Below are 17,619 nucleotides of genomic sequence, written 5' to 3'. Positions count from 1 at the left end.
CCAATTCACGCCCCTTTTTCTACCTTTACGGGCATAATACAAATTGTAAATGTTGAATCGTAATTTTTTTGAATGATATGACTTTAGTAGAACGTTTTTTGAAATATGTCAGCTTCGATACTCAGTCGAGTGAAGAGACTGGTGTTACTCCCAGTACGTCGGGGCAGATGGTTTTTGCCCGCTATTTGAAGGAAGAACTGGAGTCTTTGGGACTTGAAGATGTTACGTTGGACGACAATGGCTATTTGTTTGCCACACTTCCTGCTAACACTGATAAGCCTCTGCCTACAGTAGGTTTCATTGCTCACATGGATACGAGTCCCGATATGAGCGGTAAGGATGTGTCACCACGGATTGTACAGTGTTATGATGGTGGAGAAATAGTGCTTTGTGCCGACGAAAACATAGTTTTATCACCAGCACAGTTCCCCGAACTGTTGGATCATAAGGGGGAGGATTTGATCGTGACCAATGGCAAAACGTTGTTGGGGGCTGACGACAAGGCTGGTATTGCCGAAATTGTTTCGGCTATTGTCTATTTGCAGGAGCATCCCGAAATCAAGCATGGTAAGATACGTATTGGTTTCAATCCTGATGAAGAAATCGGCTTGGGTGCCCATAAATTTGATGTCGAGAAATTCGGTTGCGACTGGGCCTATACGATGGATGGCGGCGAGCTAGGCGAACTGGAATTCGAGAACTTCAACGCTGCTTCTGCCAAGGTTACGTTCAAGGGACGCAATGTACATCCGGGCTATGCCAAGCATAAGATGATTAATTCTATTCGCGTGGCCAATCGTTTTATGGCTATGCTGCCCAGTCATGAGACGCCCGAGCATACCGAAGGTTACGAGGGTTTTTACCATCTGGTGGGTATCAGTGGCGAAGTGGAGCAGACCGTGGTATCTTATATCATTCGCGATCATGACCGCACCCGTTTTGAAAGCCGTAAGCAGGAGATAGAACATCTCGTTCGGAAAATCAATGCTGAGTATGGCGAGGGCACAGCTACACTCGACCTGCACGATCAGTATTACAATATGCGTGAGAAGATAGAGCCTGTGATGCATGTAATCGATATTGCTTTCCAAGCTATGAAAGATGCTGGTGTAGAACCTCGTGTGAAGGCCATCCGTGGTGGCACGGACGGTGCACAGCTTTCATTCAAAGGATTACCTTGTCCCAATATTTTTGCCGGTGGACTTAATTTCCATGGGCGTTATGAATTCGTGCCCATACAGAGCATGGAGAAAGCTATGATGGTAATTGTCAAAATTGCCGGACTGGTAGCTGCACGCTGATCATTCATTTTAATTCTTAAATATAAGTTTCATGAAAACCACTCCATTTACCGAGAAACACATCTCGCTGGGTGCTAAGATGCACGAGTTTGCGGGATACAATATGCCGATTGAGTATTCGGGTATTATCGACGAACACATGACTGTCTGCCAGGGTGTAGGCGTATTCGACGTATCACACATGGGAGAATTTTGGGTGAAAGGTCCCCAGGCTTTGGCCTTCTTGCAGATGGTGACTTCCAATAATGTGGCAGTCTTGACTCCAGGTAAAGTGCAATATACTTGTTTTCCCAACGAGACAGGTGGCATTGTAGACGACCTGCTGGTTTATTGCTATGAACCTGAAAAGTATTTGCTGGTAGTGAATGCTGCCAACATTGAGAAAGATTGGAATTGGTGTGTAACCCATAATACCGTCGGTGCCGAGCTGGAAAATGCTTCCGACCGTATGGCTCAGCTGGCTGTGCAAGGACCGAAGGCTATTGAAGCTTTGCAGAAGTTGACGCCGATCGATCTGTCTTCTTTACCTTATTATACGTTTACTCATGGCGAATTCGCAGGTGAGAAGGATGTCATCATTTCGAATACAGGTTATACGGGTGCAGGAGGCTTTGAACTCTATTTCTATCCAGACGCAGCCATGAAAATATGGGATGCTGTTTTTGAGGCTGGAGCTGAGTTTGGTATTAAGCCTATTGGTCTGGGTGCCCGCGATACACTTCGTTTGGAGATGGGCTTCTGTCTTTATGGCAACGATATTGACGATACGACTTCGCCTATTGAAGCAGGACTGGGCTGGATAACTAAATTTGTAGAAGGTAAGAACTTTACCAACCGCGCGATGTTGGAAAAACAGAAAGCCGAAGGCGTGACGCGCAAGCTGGTAGGTTTCGAAATGATCGACCGTGGTATCCCCCGTCATGGCTATGGGCTGCTGGATGCCAATGGAGAAGTCATTGGAAATGTGACTTCAGGTACGATGTCGCCTACTCGTAAGATTGGTATCGGTATGGGTTATGTAAAGACTGAATTCAGTAAGCCTGGCACGGAAATCTGCATCGACATGCGTGGTCGTAAGCTGAAGGCTGTAGTAGTAAAGCCGCCTTTCCGTAAATAAAATGAAGTATAGGTATAAAATAAAAGGGAAGCTTTCGAGCTTCCCTTTTATTTATCTCTTATCAGAAATGATTATTTCTTCTGACGGTTACCGTAACGGCTCATGAACTTATCTACACGACCGGCGGTATCAACCAGCTTAGACTTACCAGTATAGAACGGGTGAGAAGAGCTGGAGATTTCCAGTTTTACCAACGGATAAGTTTCGCCTTCGAATTCGATTGTCTCTTTGGTGTTAACAGTTGAGCGAGACAGGAACATGTCACCGTTTGACATATCTTTGAATACTACCGGACGGTAATTTTCGGGATGAATACCTTTTTTCATTTCGATATTGTTTTTTAATTTTTTTATTTCGTTTACTATTGCTGGTAACAAATAGTGGTGTAATGGTCTTTTCAGTTTTCAGGGTGCAAAGATAGTGCTATTTCTTGAAACAGAAAAAAAGTTCGACTAAAAAATAGGTTTATCTCGTTTTATTTCTTTTTTTTGCATCTAAAATTTGTGTATGAATATGAAGAAACTATTCTTTCTGTTGATGTGTTGCCTCTGTGCGATAGTTTTGGAGGCACAAAACGAGAAGCGCGACCTGTACAGCGTAGCGTTTTATAATCTTGAGAATTTGTTCGATACCATTCATGATGCGGGCAAAAACGACTACGATTTCCTACCCAACGGTAGTTATAAATGGAATTCGAAGAAGTATGAGGCAAAGTTGGAAAACATGGCTAAGGTGCTTTCCTCCTTGTCGCGCGACAGGGTACCGCAAGGTCCAGCTTTTATCGGGGTAGCTGAAGTAGAGAACGATCGTGTATTGGACGACCTCTTGAAGCAACCTTCTCTTTCTGCTTACAAATATATCCACTACGAAGGTCCCGACAAACGCGGCATTGATTGTGCTTTGTTCTACGATCCGCAACAGTTTGAAGTGACTTGTTCGAAACTTGTTTTTTCCGAACCTTATCAGGGGGATACGGTCCACTTGACGCGTGGCTTCTTGATTGTGGACGGGCGTATGGCTGGTGAGCGTGTGTGTGTCATTGTCAACCACTGGCCTTCTCGTGGAGCCCAGTCACCAGTACGTGTACATGCGGCACGACAGGTAAAAGCTTTGGCAGATTCTTTGCGGAACGAAGACCGCAAGCTGAAGCTATTCATCATGGGAGATATGAACGACGACCCGATGGATGAGAGTATGCAGACGTTAGGCGCACGTAAATATAAAAAAGAGGTGAAGAAGGCCGATTTCTACAACCCCTGGTGGGAAACGCTGGAAGACGAAGGGGTAGGTACGCTGCTCTATCGTGGTAAGTGGAATCTGTTCGATCAGATTGTCCTGTCGAAACCATTATTGAAAAAACGTCACGGATTGCGTTACGACCATCATGAGGTCTTCTACCGCGACTATCTTATTCAGCAGGACGGTAAATACAAGGGTTCTCCGTTACGTACCCATGGTGGCCGTACGTGGTTGAACGGTTATAGTGACCATCTGCCGACCATTATTTATCTGAAGAAATAATTCAGCTCAGGTAGCGGGATCTTGTAACGTAGACTTTACAATCTTTTGTTAAAACTCTTCAAACACTTGAAAAATGATTGTTTTTCTTTTGTTTGAAGAGTTTTTTTAGTGGAATTGGCGTCCGCTATTTGAACGAGAATGTGTACTTTTGCACAGAATTTGATTCACTAACTATAAACTTTTAAACAAAATGGTTAATTACAAAGATTTGGGCCTTGTAAACACAAGAGATATGTTTGCTCGTGCCATTAAGGGTGGATATGCTATCCCGGCTTTCAACTTCAATAATATGGAGCAGTTGCAGGCTATCGTAAAGGCTGCTGTTGAAACTAAGTCTCCGGTTATCCTGCAGGTTTCTAAGGGTGCACGTAACTATGCAAACCAGACTCTGCTGCGTTACATGGCTGAAGGTGCTGTAGAATATGCTAAGGAACTGGGTTGCGCTCATCCTGAAATCGTGCTCCACCTTGACCACGGTGACAGCTTCGAACTCTGCAAGTCTTGCATCGATATGGGCTTCTCTTCTGTAATGATCGACGGTTCTCACCTGCCTTACGAAGAGAACGTAGCTTTGACTAAGAAGGTTGTTGACTACGCTCATCAGTTCGATGTAACTGTAGAAGGCGAGCTGGGTGTATTGGCTGGTGTAGAAGATGAAGTATCTGCAGAACATCACACTTATACTGACCCTGAAGAAGTAATCGACTTTGCTACTCGCACTGGTTGCGACAGCTTGGCTATCTCTATCGGTACTTCTCACGGTGCTTACAAGTTCAAACCCGAACAGTGCCACGTAGATCCTGCTACGGGTCGTCTGGTTCCTCCTCCTTTGGCATTCGAAGTTCTCGACGCCGTTATGGAAAAATTGCCGGGCTTCCCCATCGTTCTGCACGGATCTTCTTCAGTTCCTCAGGAAGAAGTTGATACTATCAACAAGTTTGGTGGTAAGCTGGAAGCTGCTATCGGTATCCCCGAAGACGAACTGCGTAAGGCTGCCAAGTCTGCTGTTTGCAAGATCAACATCGACTCAGACTCTCGTCTGGCTATGACTGCTGCTATCCGCAAGGTATTTGCTGAGAAACCGGCTGAATTCGATCCTCGTAAGTATCTGGGTCCGGCTCGTGACAACATGGAGAAACTCTACAAGCACAAAATCATCAACGTGCTGGGTTCTGACAACAAGCTGGCAGAATAAGTTTTATCCGTATATAAATAAGAAAAGCCGCCTGACGAGGGCGGCTTTTTTTGTGTTTGTTTCTTTCGTATCTCCTTTTCTCTTATGCTTTGGCTATATTCTGATAAACCTCTTTCACCAGCTTGCAGGCTGTTTCCAGGCTGATATTTCCTGTGTTGAGCATCAGGTGGTAGTGATGAGGTTCGCCCCATTTCCAGCCGGTGTAGTATTCGTAGTGATGGATGCGGTTGCGATTGATGCGGCGGATTTCCGCTTCTGCTTGCTCTTGGGGAATGCCGTAGTCGTTGACACAGCGGTTCACCGCACTTTTCAGGTCGGAATAGCAGAATACTTTCACCACTTTAGGGTGGTCTTTCAGTACGAAGTCGGCACAACGGCCTACGATGATGCAAGGTTCTTGAGCGGCGAGCTCCTGTACAATCCGACTTTCGGCCACGAACAGTATGTCGTCTGCCGAAAGACTGGCTTCCACTGGCTGTTCGCTGTTCTTCGAGAGGATGCACTTCAGCCAGAACGAAGGAATGGACTGTTCATTTTTCGCGATATATTGTTCGTCTATGCCGCTCCGTTGGGTAGCCATGCGGATGAACTCGCGGTCGTACAACTTGATGCCCAGCTCCTTGGCAAGTCTTTCACCCAGCAGATGACCTCCGCTTCCATATTCACGTGCGATGGTGATGATAGTATTTGTATGTTGGGCCGAAGGTGTGTCGGCCTGTTTGATGGGAGCATTGATCCAACGGTCGAAAATGCGGTAGGCAGGATTGACGAAGTGTACGATGGGGCCTACCAGCAAGGCGGACACTACTGTTCCTTCGCGTACGCCTTGAATGTCGGACAAGAAGACGAGCGACAGGATGCAGGCAATGGTGAGTAACGTTATGTCAAATCCCAGCTTTACGTAGCCGAACTCTCCATGGAAGCGTCGAGTGATGGCTTTCACAAAATATTCTCCTGCCATCATGGCCGCATTGGCTTTTACTTCGAGAGCGATACCCAGAGCCAGAATGACGCAACCGATCAGCAGAACCGTCACTTGCATGACATAGGCCGAGGGTTCCAGCCAGGAGAGCATGAACATGGAGAAGTCGATGAACAGGCCGAAGCAGAACGCAATGGGGATTTGAAGCAGGTACATCCGCAGGTCTTCTCTCAACTCCCTGCGTGTCATCAGAAATGGTTCGAGGACGACGAACAGCAGGTTGAGCAGAATGGTCCATATACCCATTGTGAAGGGCGTAAACAGGCTCAGTACGTAGGTTACACTCGTGATGGGCGACGTGCCCAGCAGCGCTTTGGTGATGAAGGCAATGCCGAATGCATTGATGAACAGTGAGGCGACGAACAACAGGTAGCGTCTGAAAGTATATTTACTCATAATCTTCTGTTTTGAAAACCGCCGCAAAGTTCATACTATTTCTTTGTATTTCCTTCAGAAAAGAACGACCTATCTTGGTCGAAAACGAAACAAATCTTATTTTTGTGATTAAATTATGGTAAGATATGAGCATTGCAATTACCGAACTGATGAAGGCCTGTAGGCCGGGTGTAGGCATGCCTTGTGGCCTTGCTATGGATATGGCCTGTGCTGGATACGGACAAATTCTGTTGGACAAGGGATTTTATTTCCTGCTCGTCGCAAACGGAACGGCGTCTGTATCGGATGTCCATGCCAGTTATACGCTTGCTTCCCTCCATTTGCTGGTTGTCACACCTAGTATTCGTGTCACACTCACTGACATGAGTGCCGATTTCCGTATGGTCTGCCTTTATATCGAGCCCGATTATTTCGACACGCTTTCCGTCGGACAGCTCGTCTATGGACAGGTATCCCAGTTCGTGGGTAACTATCTGCTGCCGATTTTCCAATTGGAAGCGGAGCAGGCCGATTATTTACAGAAGACGTTGGTGCTTTTTTCCAGCCGGCTGGAGGAGCTTCACCTTTATCGTGATGGTATAGTCCGCCATTTGTGTAGCTTTCTTTTGTTGCAGATGGCCGATGCGCTGTATCAGAAGAACCGTGAGACGACGGGTTTTGCCAACCGTTCGACTGAGATTTTCCGTAACTTCAAGCGTTTGTTGGTGCATCACTACCGCGAACAGCACAACATCGGTTTCTATGCTGACCGTCTGCACATTTCTACGACCTACCTTTCGCGCATCGTGCGCAATATCACGGGGCATACGGTCTGTTTCCACATATCCGAACTGCTTTGTGCCGATGCGCGTAAACTGTTGGAGTGTACCGACAAGGATGTGAAGGAAATTGCCGACGAACTGGGCTTTTCCGACCAGTCGGTCTTTGGCAAGTTCTTTGTTCGCAAGACAGGTCTTTCACCTTTGAAATACCGTATGCGGAGATGGGAAGTATCAAAATGACATTTTGATTTCCCAACCTCCTGAGAATCGCTTCTTTCGGCCTGAAGTAGAGGGCGGTCGAAAAGAACGAAAAAGAAATCTGCTTTCTGTCTAATAGACAATAGGATAGCGAAATATTTACATTTGAAATAGAAGAGAAAGGGGAGGAAACTACCGCAAAGAAGGTGGAAAACAAGGAGATTGTCGGTCTAAAGTGGGTGTTTATGCCGCTAAAGTGCCACTTTAGACGTGTAAACATTTACTTTTTTGCTTAAAAAGACGTATTTTTGAGGGTGCAAACATACGACCTGATGACAGAAAACATACTATCTTTCGGGAGAAAGCATACTTTTAGCTTCTGAAAAACACCCTTTTCCGTATTCGAAGTGTTTGTTTTTCATGTTATCTATTCCTGTTTTCTCTTTTCTGAAAAAGGTCTGTGTTCGCTGAAACGATGAAACACTTTCTTTTTGTTGCCTGTATGTTTATATCAATGTCTTTTTGTTGAATGTAAGATCGCAGGGGAAGAAGAAGCGAACAAAAGTAGATATATAAATGTTTTTTGAGTATAGTGCAAAATTAAAGACGACGTATGAAACTGATTTTAAGCGATAAACGGCTAGATATTTCTGTCGATTCAGAAAAGGATATTCGCTATTTTGATTTATCCAATCTGAAGATAGCCAATTGCATGGGTTGCTTCGCTTGTTGGACTCAAACGCCAGGACGATGCGTTATTCGCGACGATGCCACTCGAATCTATCCCTGCATTGCTGCCAGTGATGCCGTGCTTTACGTCAGCCGCCTGAAGTATGGCGGTTATGATACCGTGATGAAGACTATGCTCGAACGGGCCATTCCCGTACAGCAAGCTTTCATCCGTATCCATTGTGGCGAGACACACCACGTGCAGCGCTCTGTCGCACCCAAGCATGCCACTATCATTGCCTATGGGGCCGAGGACGAAGAGGAACGTGCTATCTTCCGTCAGCTTGTAGAGCGTAATGCCCGCAACATGAACTTCGAGAGTTATGAAATCCAGTTTACAACCGAATCCATGATCGATGACATGGTAAAACAAGTATTGCAGAAATGGGAAAAATTCTGATATTGAATGGCAGCCCTCGTGCTCCGAAATCGAACTCGAAACGCTATGCTGAGATTTTCATGCGTTATTGTACGGCCGAGACTGATTATCGTAACATTACCAAGAAGAACCATGAAGAATTGTGTGCTGCGCTCAGCGGTTATACCGATGTGTTGTTTGCTTTTCCGCTCTATGCCGATTCTTTGCCAGTGGGCTTTCTGAATTTTCTGAAATCGTTGGAGGCTTGTCCGCCAGCTCATAAGCCTGTGGTCTCCATCTTGATAAACTGTGGTTTTCTGGAAGCTGAACAGAGTGAAGTTGCCATCCGTATGATGCGACTTTTTTGTCGTCGCAATGGCTATGTCATGGGGTCTGTATTGATGTTAGGTAGCGGAGAAGCTATCCTCGACACGCCATTTAAGTACGTAGCTACAAGGAATATTCGTCGTTTGGCCCAGTCCATGGTAAGCGGACGTTACCATACGTTGAGCGCCACGATGCCGCTTTCCAAGTATTTGTTTCGTCTGGCCGCCGACATTTATTGGACATTTTATGGCAAGCGATTTGGTACTACAAGGAGGCAGATGCAGACGATGGAGGTAGAGGGAAAGTAGCGGGAAGCTGTAGGTATGTCAGGCGTTTGTCTGTTCATGTTCTCAGGATTTTCTCCATGGGCTTTCCTTTGGCCAGTTCGTCTACCAGTTTGTCCAGGTAGCGTATTTCCTGCATCAACGGTTCTTCTATTTCTTCCACACGGATGCCGCAGATACTGCCTTTTATCAGTTTACGGTTGGGGTTGGGAGCTGGGGCATTGCGGAAGAAGTCGCCGTAGGTAGTGGACAGGTTCAGCAGTTCCTCCAGTTGTCGAGGGCTGTAACCGGTCAGCCAGCAGATGATTGTGTTGACCTCCTCTTGCGTCCTTCCTTTTCTTATGGCTTTGTTCACCAGCAAAGGATAGACCTTGCCGAGTGGCATTTGATATACTTTTTCAAAAGTCTGTTGTTCGGTTTGTTTCATTGTTTTCTAATTTGATTTGTTCTTTGAGAGCATCCCTTTCCCAGTTTCGTGCTGCCCGTTTCAAAAGGCTTCTGCAAATCAGGCAATGGAAGGGGCGGATGAAGAAAAAATAGACTCTGCCCAGTGTGTTGTGAAACTGGACGGAGGTTGTTATCTGTATGGCTTGGCATTGTTTGTATACGTCGGGTGGGGCGCACGTTAGCCCTACTTCAAAAGTCAGATGTTTGTCCTGTTTGCCGAAGACAACATTTTCTTCATTCTGTTCCTGTATCAGATCAGTAAAGCCGCCTCCGGCTTTAAGTCCGAATGGTTTGACAAGCCGGTTACGCAGCCGTAGCAGGTACTGGACGGGTTTTGGGTAGCGCACGAACATCAGGCGGAACAAGTCGGCTGCCGTCATGCGACGGGCGTTCCGGACAGTTGTCGTATAGGTGTCGGTATAGTCTGCTTTCATAAGGTCTTATTTCCTTTTCTTCAGGGTTTGCGCTTTCAGCCGGGTCATTTCTTCAGCAAAAGCTTCGCGCCCGTTTGTCTGAATGTAGCGGATGCACGCAGCACGGTCGGAGTTGAACAGAAAAGCGAAGATTTTTCCTATCACATTGTTATGCGTCTTACAGGCTTTTACGTCTGTGCTGCATTCGGCACAACTACGGTAACCTTTCTCCAGACAGCATTGTCTGATTTTACACCAGCTTGCCTGGTCGTTCTGCCGGCATCCCGGACATTTCCCGTAGAGGTACTTACGGCATGCTCCGCAATACAGGCCGCAGGCGGCGATGTGTTCTGTGGAGGCGGTGATTGTTTTAACTTCGTTTTTCATCTGTATCTGATGTTTGTTTTTGTTGCCTTCCAGTTCCTCAAAGGGATTTCTTTAAATGCAGAAGCGTGGAACTGCGATGCCACATCTTAGTTTGAAGGTCCTGAGAAAACCTGAGATACAGATATGATAATAGCAGCCCACGCTATGGCGTGAGAACCACTATGCTCTTCCTTGTATCTCGTTATGAAAGTTTCTCAGGTTTTCAAACTACAAGATAAGCATAACGCTTCTTTCTTTACTTAATATGTCATGGACGAATTACTTCTTCCGGTTGCAAATATAAGAAAATACTTTGGTCGGATAACTCTTTTTCGATCTATTTAGCCAGACGGTGCATGATTACATGCATTCCTATTAAGTTCACTCCGCCAAGCAATGTGCCCAATATCGTGTAGAAAAAGAGCTCGTATGCAGAAAAGAACGGATACGTGTCATGTATCGCCCAAATACAATAAGGCAGGCAGAAAGCTGTAGTAACAATGGCAGGAATATATCTGCGCCATACAATAAACTGAATGATATGGACGAATAGATGGACGCTGAATGCGGCCAGACAGCAATACCAGGCTTCTAGGTCTCCTGTCTGCAGACTCACAAATGTACAGGTAGAAACAATCAAAAATTCTTCAAAGGCGATTGTGGCAAATCTTCGTGTGGTCATTTCTTCCATCTTCCGGATAAGATATCTCAATCTCGGAAAGCGTTTGTGCATTGCGGCGCCGTTCTTTTCAATCCACCGATGTACCATAAGGATTTCTTCCAGTTCGTGAAGCAAGAAGAAAAAGGGTAGTAGGAAGAGTATAAACACCGTATCCATTCTTCTTAGCGGTTGGAAGTTAATTTCTTCTTAAAATAAATCATATCCTTCAGCACCTTGCCTTCCTCTACAATCGGATGGTCGTAGTTGAGAGTGAAAAAGTCGGCAACGGTATGCGAGTAGCTGAAACCACAACTTTCGTAAAAAGCAATTGTCGGCTTGCTTTCCCCCGTGCCTACAAGCAACGTGTGACACACATCGGCATAGTACCGACAAAGATATTCCACCATCTGCCGTCCATATCCCTTCCGTTGGCAGGCTGGTGCAACAGCCAGATTCTTCAGCTCATATACACCATTTCCTTCGTTTGTCACAACGGTTACGGCAACGGTTTCAGTTTCCTGCGTGCCGTGCATGACGAACAACTCTCCCCGTTCCAGATAACGGTTAATCATCGACTCTTGCTCGTCGGCCAGGAGAAGGAGGGGAAGGAAACGTTTCTTGTCGGTGGTGATAAGTTGGATGTTCATACAAAATCAATATGTTCATATCTTTTTCAGTTGCTTTTTCATGATATAGTTTGTCAGTTTCAGGCGGTTGGCCTGTGCGCGTTGCTCCTGCCCCACGACATATCCCCGTCGCTCAAAGAAGGGGCGTGCCGTGATGCTTACTTCCGAAGTGATGTCGCAGATGCCGTGTTCCATGGCGTATGCTTCAATCCGCTGCAGCAGAGCGGTGGCAATGCCTTCTCCCTGATGGTCCTTGTGGACGAACATGGAGTGCAGGTGGCCGTCGTTGCGGATGGAGGTGAAGCCCACGATGTGTCCTTCGGCATCGCAGGCAGCGATGAAATGCAGGGTTGCCATCAGTTCTTCCCAGCGGCCCGGGCGATTGCCGCACGAAGCCCAGTCGGCTACTTCTTCGGCGGTATAGTCGCGGGCATTTACCGTCAGCACCGTACTGCAGAAAAGCTCTTTCAACTCTGGTATGTCGGTTGCGGTGGCAGGGCGGAAAGTTATATCGATTGTCTTGTCAGGGGCATGTGTATTCATAATTCGATTGAAAGATAAAGGGCGTATCATTATATATTCTTCTTCTGTTTCCCGCACCGTTTCGAATCCGAGACGGCGGTAAAGGCGAGCAGCAGGATTGGCTTTCTGTACCGAGAGTGATACCTGTTTGTAACCTTTGGCACGCAACAGGCTTGTCATTTCCCGCATCAGGCGGGTACCGATTCCTTTCCCGCGGAATGGCGGGTAGAGAGAAATGGCAAGTGAAGGCGTATGTTCGTCTATGTGGCCGTAGTCGTTCATCTGGCGGACCCAGACGGCGCCTATAACCCGACCGGAACTTTCGGCTACCAGGCAATGGTCATCAGGCCGGGTACCGAAGTCTTGGATATAGATTTGCAGCTCGGGCAGGTCGATGACGCTACGGGGCGGGGGAGATGTACCCTCGGGCAGGTAAATGGCCTCGTATAGAAAGTTGCGCAACAGACGAGTTTCTTCCGGTTGCAACGCACGTATGATATAATCAGGATTCCTCATATTTTGTCCGTTCGAAATCAAAAGCGGATAAAGATAGGAAAGATTTTTATGAAAATGGGCGTATGATGATGCTTTTTGTCTTTGGAATAAAAAAAGGCTCTAGTCACTGGGACATAGAGCCGGAATGATGAATGATTTTCTGTTGAAAGATTTGTTACAATTCGGAGAGGATCAGCCAATAACCACTTCGCCGTCGGCCGTGACCTGGTCGCCCTAGGCTGTGATGGAACCTCCTTCTACGGTAATGCCTTCCCGACTAACTTTCAAGGTCAGTCTGCAACGTTTTCCTCCTTCCAGAACACTTTGCGGAGATTCCAGTTGCTCCAACAGTTTGTCCAAGGTCAGTGACTTCTGGTCGCTGCCGATGGCGATGGTCAGTGTGACATCCGACGTGTTTTGGGGAACCAGGTAAAAAGAAGCTTGCGTGTCGTTTGCCGTATATTCGCCCGTCGCTTCCTTCACTTGTGTTATCTTACCCTGTACTCCGTCTACTACACACGTCGTTCTGGCATTGAGGGCCACGGAAAGCCCCTTCAGGTCTTCATCTGTATAACTGTTTCCTGCCGTAAATGTCAGGTCTAACCGGTGCAGGGCGTGGTTGAAGGTCAGATGTACGGTTTCGGAAGTACCGGCTGTTACAGATTGGGCAGGAGCAAGAAGCAAATCCTTTTCCGAAGCTGTGAGAGGATTGAATTCGAACGTTCCGTCCTGTATATCTTTCTGTTGCGGATAGCATGCAGCCAAAGAAATTTGGGCATTGCTTCCAGAGAGTCCCAGGCTGCCCCAAGTCAAGATGCCTGAACCATATTCGAAGTCAACGGTATGACTTTCTCCATCGGTTTCTTTCAGAAAGAGTGACATTTTGTCTCCCTGGGAGAAACTGCCGCTTCCGTCGTTCGTCAATTGTGGAGCACGTGTTTGCGATGATATGCTGGCCACGATATTTATTACATCGGTGGGCTGCTCATTAGGGAGTTCGTTCGTACAAGAGGTTGCTGCGAATATGGCAGCCATCGTTACATAGAATACTTTCTTTTTCATTATCAGTTGGTTTTTATTGTTATTTCACATCAGGAAAAGCTTTTTGCCAAAGGTCACGACGCAGGTCGACCAAAGTAAGCGAGGTGAATCGGAAGCGGGTTGGCGAAGGAGTTCCGTCTATATTGTCCAATAGTGAAATATAGGCATAATCACCTTTTAATTCGGGAATGGTTGATTTGTCATATACCACTTTATAGCGTTTCAGAGATGCATGGTTGGGTTCATCTTCCGCGCTATTATTATCACAGAAATAGACATAAGCTACATTTCCTTCGGCATCAAATTCCGCTCCCCATATGACCATGGAATGGCTTTGGGTATTAGTGCCGGCAAAATCGTAGGCTGCAAATCCGATGGCTTGGTTGTATCGGAAAGCGTTCTTGAACCAAAGGTTGAACGTTTCTTTGGATGTGTCACGTGTTTCTTTTGCTATGACATCGTCTTTCGAGAATACTTTACTGAAGAAACCATGGAATTCTTGCCAACTACAAGATATCAGATGCTGTCTGTCTCCGTTTATGAACCAGTTGATACCTCCCGTATCCCAGCTTCCTAAATCATCGAAACAGAATTTGAAGAAGTTGAACACTTCACTATGCTCCTGATTCTCTTTGGTCATTTTGCTGTATTTCTCCGGTCGTAGCACGCCTTCGTATTCAGAACCATATTTCTCGTCGTATGCATCAATGTATTTTTTGTTTTGTGCCATCCACCAATGTATCAGATTGGATGCGGCTGCAGCCCAGCACATATTGCGGTCTCCGTTATAGTTGAAAGTCTTGTTGCAGTCGAACCATCCGAAACCTTCTTTCCAGGTGAGATATTCTTCTTCCAGTAAAAGTGGAGGATACATAGTCTCGTTGGCATAGCGGAACCATAGTCCATCCTCGAAATCTTTTCTTCCAGGTCGTGCAGAGAAAAGATTTTCCTTGCCGGGGAAAGGAGGGACTGTGATGCCATATACCCAATAGGTTTGGTTGCTGAACTCCAGGTCCACATTGCTCTCTTCCTTTTTTAAGGTCAGGTTGAGGGTTGTCTGCATACCAGGGTTGAAAGTTTCGGCATTGCCATTGAATGTGTATGAGGCGGACTTCCCACCGGTAGTCAGACGCACCAAGCCTTCGCCGCTGGTGAATGCCTTTGTATCTTGTGGCAGAATGATGAGGCTATACACACTGTCACTCTTTCGAAATGGTTTTATCCAGACATAACCATCAGATGCATCTGTCGTCACGGCTCCATTGTCCAGTGATATCTGTCCATTGGCAAGACTCTTTACTTCGATTACCAGGTTTTCGGGGATGTTACCTTTCAGATTGATGTTGACACGGTGCAGGGCATGGTTGAATTTCAGGGTAGCTGAAGCGTCGGTGATGCCGATTGATGTACTTGCAAAAAGGATATCGGCAGCCGAATAATTCTCTTCACTACTCTGGTCTACAGGGATATGGATGTCGCGTTGTTGCAGATTCTCTTCATTCTGCGTCTGCAGAGGGAACAGGGCTGAAAGAGTAAGGGCTCCACCATATTCGTAACGTTGCAATTTTGGTGTCCATTGGCCGGTTACATATTCCAACGAGGTGATGGCTGTTTTTTTTTTCGCCTGCTATCCGTAATTCAATCTGGTCTCCTTCGGAGAAATTATCCTGTCCTTCATTATCCATAGTGGCACGGGTGCCTGCCCAGGTGGACTGGATACACGTCAGCGAGAGGTCGTTGGTAGGAAGAAATAGATTCTCTTCTTGTTGAGAACAGGATGACAGGAGCAATAAGCTGCTTGAAAGTACGGTAAAAATAGTCCTGAGTTTAGTTCTTGTCATAAAGCATTCTGTAAATAACAGCATCATATACAAAATAAGACTGTATAATGTTCATTTTGTTATTGCATTTTTTTAGGGGGAGCAAAGATAATTGTTTAGTTGGATAGAAATTAGCATGCAATATCTTCGTTTTGTTATTATATAGCTGTTTTCCTATAAACTTGATATTTATAAATCTTATCTTATTTCATTTGGATTAATAGTTAGGTATTTGACTATTTCAATGAAATGTATTACTTTTGCGCTCCGAAAAGGATAACAGATCTATATAAAGACTATTATGAGTGAAGAAAAGAAACGTATTACGTCAAGAGATTGCATTCTGCAACTGATACGTACCCGTATGGCTTCACGCCATGCTATGCAGCGGTTGTTGAGAAACTCCAATGCTGGAATAACTTTTGAAATGCTACAAGTAATGAGTTGCTTGTGGAGTGAACAAGGTATTAGTCAGCAGACATTGGCTGAACGTACGGCAAAGGATAAGGCTTGTCTGACAAGTCTAATGACAAATTTGGAGCGTAAGGGGTATGTGTGTCGGCATGAAGATCCGAAAGATCGTCGGAATAAATTGGTTTATCTGACTGATAAGGGGGAAGCCTTTCACCAATGGATTGCTCCTACATTGGCTGCTTATCACAAACGGTTGGAAGATATATTAGGGATAGACAAACTGCAACAGACAGAGGAATTACTAAAAGAGTTGCAATATGCTATCGAAGGTTATTAAGCGTTTGGTAATTGCAGGTTGTAGTTTTTTCTTTTCTATAAGCTTATATGCGCAGCGGGACACTTTATGTCTCAGCTTACAACAGCTGTTCGAGCGTGGTACAAAACAACATCTGCAATTGGCAGCTGACCGACTGAAAGAGGAAATGGCTCATGAACGTGCAATGACAGCACGTGCTTCCCGCTTGCCGGAACTGAATGTTGGTCTTAAAGGTGGATTTTTAGGGCAGCCCATCGTTTGGCAGAATGGTATGAGTAATCCGACTTATCCTGAATCGCCCGACTGGCAACAGAACTATGCTATTGATTTTTCACAGCCTATTTACCAAGGAGGAAAAATTCGCTATGCTATCCGTCAGGCAGATTTGGAACAGGAAATAGCCCGACTACAGACGGTTACTGATCAGGCTGAGATTAAATTAGTCTTATTGGAACAATACCTTAATCTGTTTAGCCTTTATAAGCAGCATTTCGTTTTGAATCGTAAGATTGATGAATCAGAACGACGTCTGAAGGATATTCGCCAACTGAAAGCTGAAGGTATTATTACGAACAATGATGTACTGCGTAGTGAAATGCAACTGACCAATGATCGGTTGTTGAAGAATGAAACGGAAAATAATATATGTATCGTATCGCAACAGTTGGACATTCTGATAGGATTGGATGAACATTTACTACTCATTCCTGATACGACTTTGCTCAGCCAAGAATGTCCGATAATAGATTATGATGATTATGTAGGTCGCGCTGTTTTGTCGGATCCGGCTTTACTTCTGATTCGTAAACAAACTGAATTAGCGGAAAACAATATCCGGTTGATTCGTGCGGAGCAATTGCCTCATTTGTCACTTACAGCTTCAAATACTTTGGCACGTCCTGTATCACGTACTTTGGCAGATATGTATAATAATAGTTGGAATATTGGTCTCTCATTCTCTTATCCGATTTCATCGTTCTATCGGAATCGGCATCGGATAAGGGAAGCACGACAGAATGTTTTATTGATGCAAAATGCTGAAGAGCAGAAACAACAACATATTCGTATGAATGTGCAAACTGCCTTGTTGAAACATCGCGAAGCAATAGATCGTGTAGATGCATTGAGATTATCCGTGCGGCAGGCGGAAGAAAATTATCGTATCATGCAGAACCGATACATGAACCAACTGGCTATTCTGACTGATTTGCTTGATGCTGATAACCTGCGGCTTAATGCAGAGTTGCAGTTGACCACCGCTCGTACTCAAGTGATTTATACTTATTATGAGTTACAACGGGCCATTGGAGCTCTATAAACGATTAAGAA

Annotated in this window: 19 protein-coding genes; 9 read left to right on the top strand and 10 right to left on the bottom strand. The window is 45.5% G+C overall.

The window, feature by feature from the left end:
- Positions 1 to 77: 77 nt before the first annotated feature.
- Both pepT and gcvT read left to right on the top strand, forming a co-directional pair.
- Positions 78 to 1,301 (top strand): peptidase T, encoded by a 1,224-nt coding sequence (pepT, locus tag BQ8005_RS08565; RefSeq protein ID WP_075317759.1) that lies wholly within the window; start codon positions 78 to 80, stop codon positions 1,299 to 1,301.
- A 31-nt stretch (positions 1,302 to 1,332) separates the two neighbouring features.
- The gene (gene gcvT, locus BQ8005_RS08560; RefSeq protein ID WP_021848709.1) at positions 1,333 to 2,418 is read left to right on the top strand and encodes a glycine cleavage system aminomethyltransferase GcvT; all 1,086 of its coding nucleotides are present in this window, start codon (positions 1,333 to 1,335) and stop codon (positions 2,416 to 2,418) included.
- 71 nt (positions 2,419 to 2,489) lie between these two features.
- Here the strand turns inward: gcvT and BQ8005_RS08555 are convergent, their stop codons facing one another.
- Complete coding sequence (locus BQ8005_RS08555; protein ID WP_021848708.1) at positions 2,490 to 2,744, bottom strand: type B 50S ribosomal protein L31; 255 nt, start codon at positions 2,742 to 2,744, stop codon at positions 2,490 to 2,492.
- A 187-nt stretch (positions 2,745 to 2,931) separates the two neighbouring features.
- Here BQ8005_RS08555 and BQ8005_RS08550 point away from each other — a divergent pair, with 187 nt between their 5' ends.
- Both BQ8005_RS08550 and BQ8005_RS08545 read left to right on the top strand, forming a co-directional pair.
- The gene (locus BQ8005_RS08550; protein ID WP_075319055.1) at positions 2,932 to 3,939 is read left to right on the top strand and encodes an endonuclease/exonuclease/phosphatase family protein; all 1,008 of its coding nucleotides are present in this window, start codon (positions 2,932 to 2,934) and stop codon (positions 3,937 to 3,939) included.
- Between the two features lie 190 nt (positions 3,940 to 4,129).
- Positions 4,130 to 5,134, top strand: a complete 1,005-nt coding sequence (locus tag BQ8005_RS08545; RefSeq protein ID WP_021848706.1) for a class II fructose-bisphosphate aldolase — start codon at positions 4,130 to 4,132, stop codon at positions 5,132 to 5,134.
- Between the two features lie 82 nt (positions 5,135 to 5,216).
- Here the strand turns inward: BQ8005_RS08545 and BQ8005_RS08540 are convergent, their stop codons facing one another.
- The gene (locus BQ8005_RS08540; RefSeq protein WP_075317758.1) at positions 5,217 to 6,512 is read right to left on the bottom strand and encodes a cytidylate kinase family protein; all 1,296 of its coding nucleotides are present in this window, start codon (positions 6,510 to 6,512) and stop codon (positions 5,217 to 5,219) included.
- Positions 6,513 to 6,637: 125 nt separating this feature from the next.
- Between BQ8005_RS08540 and BQ8005_RS08535 the strand changes: the two genes are divergently transcribed.
- The 3 genes from BQ8005_RS08535 (at position 6,638) to BQ8005_RS08525 (ending at position 9,193) form a co-directional block, all read left to right on the top strand.
- Complete coding sequence (locus tag BQ8005_RS08535; RefSeq protein ID WP_075317757.1) at positions 6,638 to 7,513, top strand: helix-turn-helix domain-containing protein; 876 nt, start codon at positions 6,638 to 6,640, stop codon at positions 7,511 to 7,513.
- Between the two features lie 571 nt (positions 7,514 to 8,084).
- A complete protein-coding gene (locus BQ8005_RS08530) occupies positions 8,085 to 8,600 on the top strand; it encodes a flavodoxin family protein (protein WP_075317756.1) in 516 nt (171 codons plus the stop codon).
- A complete protein-coding gene (locus BQ8005_RS08525) occupies positions 8,585 to 9,193 on the top strand; it encodes a hypothetical protein (RefSeq protein ID WP_075317755.1) in 609 nt (202 codons plus the stop codon). The genes BQ8005_RS08530 and BQ8005_RS08525 overlap by 16 nt, the downstream gene beginning before the upstream one ends.
- A gap of 34 nt (positions 9,194 to 9,227) precedes the next feature.
- Here the strand turns inward: BQ8005_RS08525 and BQ8005_RS08520 are convergent, their stop codons facing one another.
- From BQ8005_RS08520 to BQ8005_RS08480, 8 genes are all read right to left on the bottom strand, one after another.
- Positions 9,228 to 9,596: a DUF2200 domain-containing protein gene (locus tag BQ8005_RS08520; protein ID WP_075317754.1), complete on the bottom strand. Its 369-nt coding sequence runs from the start codon at positions 9,594 to 9,596 to the stop codon at positions 9,228 to 9,230.
- Entirely contained in the window at positions 9,568 to 10,050 is a 483-nt protein-coding gene (locus BQ8005_RS08515) for a DUF2867 domain-containing protein (protein ID WP_075317753.1), read from the bottom strand. The genes BQ8005_RS08520 and BQ8005_RS08515 overlap by 29 nt, the downstream gene beginning before the upstream one ends.
- Before the next feature lie 6 nt (positions 10,051 to 10,056).
- Positions 10,057 to 10,416, bottom strand: coding sequence for a DUF3795 domain-containing protein (locus BQ8005_RS08510; protein WP_075317752.1), 360 nt, complete (start codon positions 10,414 to 10,416; stop codon positions 10,057 to 10,059).
- Positions 10,417 to 10,732: 316 nt separating this feature from the next.
- Complete coding sequence (locus tag BQ8005_RS08505; RefSeq protein WP_075317751.1) at positions 10,733 to 11,233, bottom strand: HXXEE domain-containing protein; 501 nt, start codon at positions 11,231 to 11,233, stop codon at positions 10,733 to 10,735.
- 5 nt (positions 11,234 to 11,238) lie between these two features.
- Positions 11,239 to 11,703, bottom strand: a complete 465-nt coding sequence (locus BQ8005_RS08500) for a GNAT family N-acetyltransferase (RefSeq protein WP_075317750.1) — start codon at positions 11,701 to 11,703, stop codon at positions 11,239 to 11,241.
- Between the two features lie 15 nt (positions 11,704 to 11,718).
- Entirely contained in the window at positions 11,719 to 12,720 is a 1,002-nt protein-coding gene (locus BQ8005_RS17970; RefSeq protein ID WP_083610530.1) for a GNAT family N-acetyltransferase, read from the bottom strand.
- Positions 12,721 to 12,933: 213 nt separating this feature from the next.
- On the bottom strand, positions 12,934 to 13,761 hold the full coding sequence (locus tag BQ8005_RS08485; RefSeq protein ID WP_075317749.1) for a fimbrillin family protein: 828 nt from the start codon (positions 13,759 to 13,761) through the stop codon (positions 12,934 to 12,936).
- Between the two features lie 19 nt (positions 13,762 to 13,780).
- Complete coding sequence (locus BQ8005_RS08480) at positions 13,781 to 15,337, bottom strand: fimbrillin family protein (RefSeq protein ID WP_075317748.1); 1,557 nt, start codon at positions 15,335 to 15,337, stop codon at positions 13,781 to 13,783.
- 524 nt (positions 15,338 to 15,861) lie between these two features.
- Between BQ8005_RS08480 and BQ8005_RS08475 the strand changes: the two genes are divergently transcribed.
- Both BQ8005_RS08475 and BQ8005_RS08470 read left to right on the top strand, forming a co-directional pair.
- The gene (locus tag BQ8005_RS08475) at positions 15,862 to 16,311 is read left to right on the top strand and encodes a MarR family winged helix-turn-helix transcriptional regulator (RefSeq protein WP_075317747.1); all 450 of its coding nucleotides are present in this window, start codon (positions 15,862 to 15,864) and stop codon (positions 16,309 to 16,311) included.
- Complete coding sequence (locus BQ8005_RS08470) at positions 16,292 to 17,608, top strand: TolC family protein (protein WP_075317746.1); 1,317 nt, start codon at positions 16,292 to 16,294, stop codon at positions 17,606 to 17,608. The genes BQ8005_RS08475 and BQ8005_RS08470 overlap by 20 nt, the downstream gene beginning before the upstream one ends.
- Positions 17,609 to 17,619 lie beyond the last annotated feature (11 nt).

The sequence above is a fragment of the Bacteroides togonis genome, assembly GCF_900130135.1.
Lineage (GTDB): Bacteria > Bacteroidota > Bacteroidia > Bacteroidales > Bacteroidaceae > Bacteroides > Bacteroides pullorum.
This window is presented reverse-complemented; position numbering and strand designations above follow the sequence as displayed.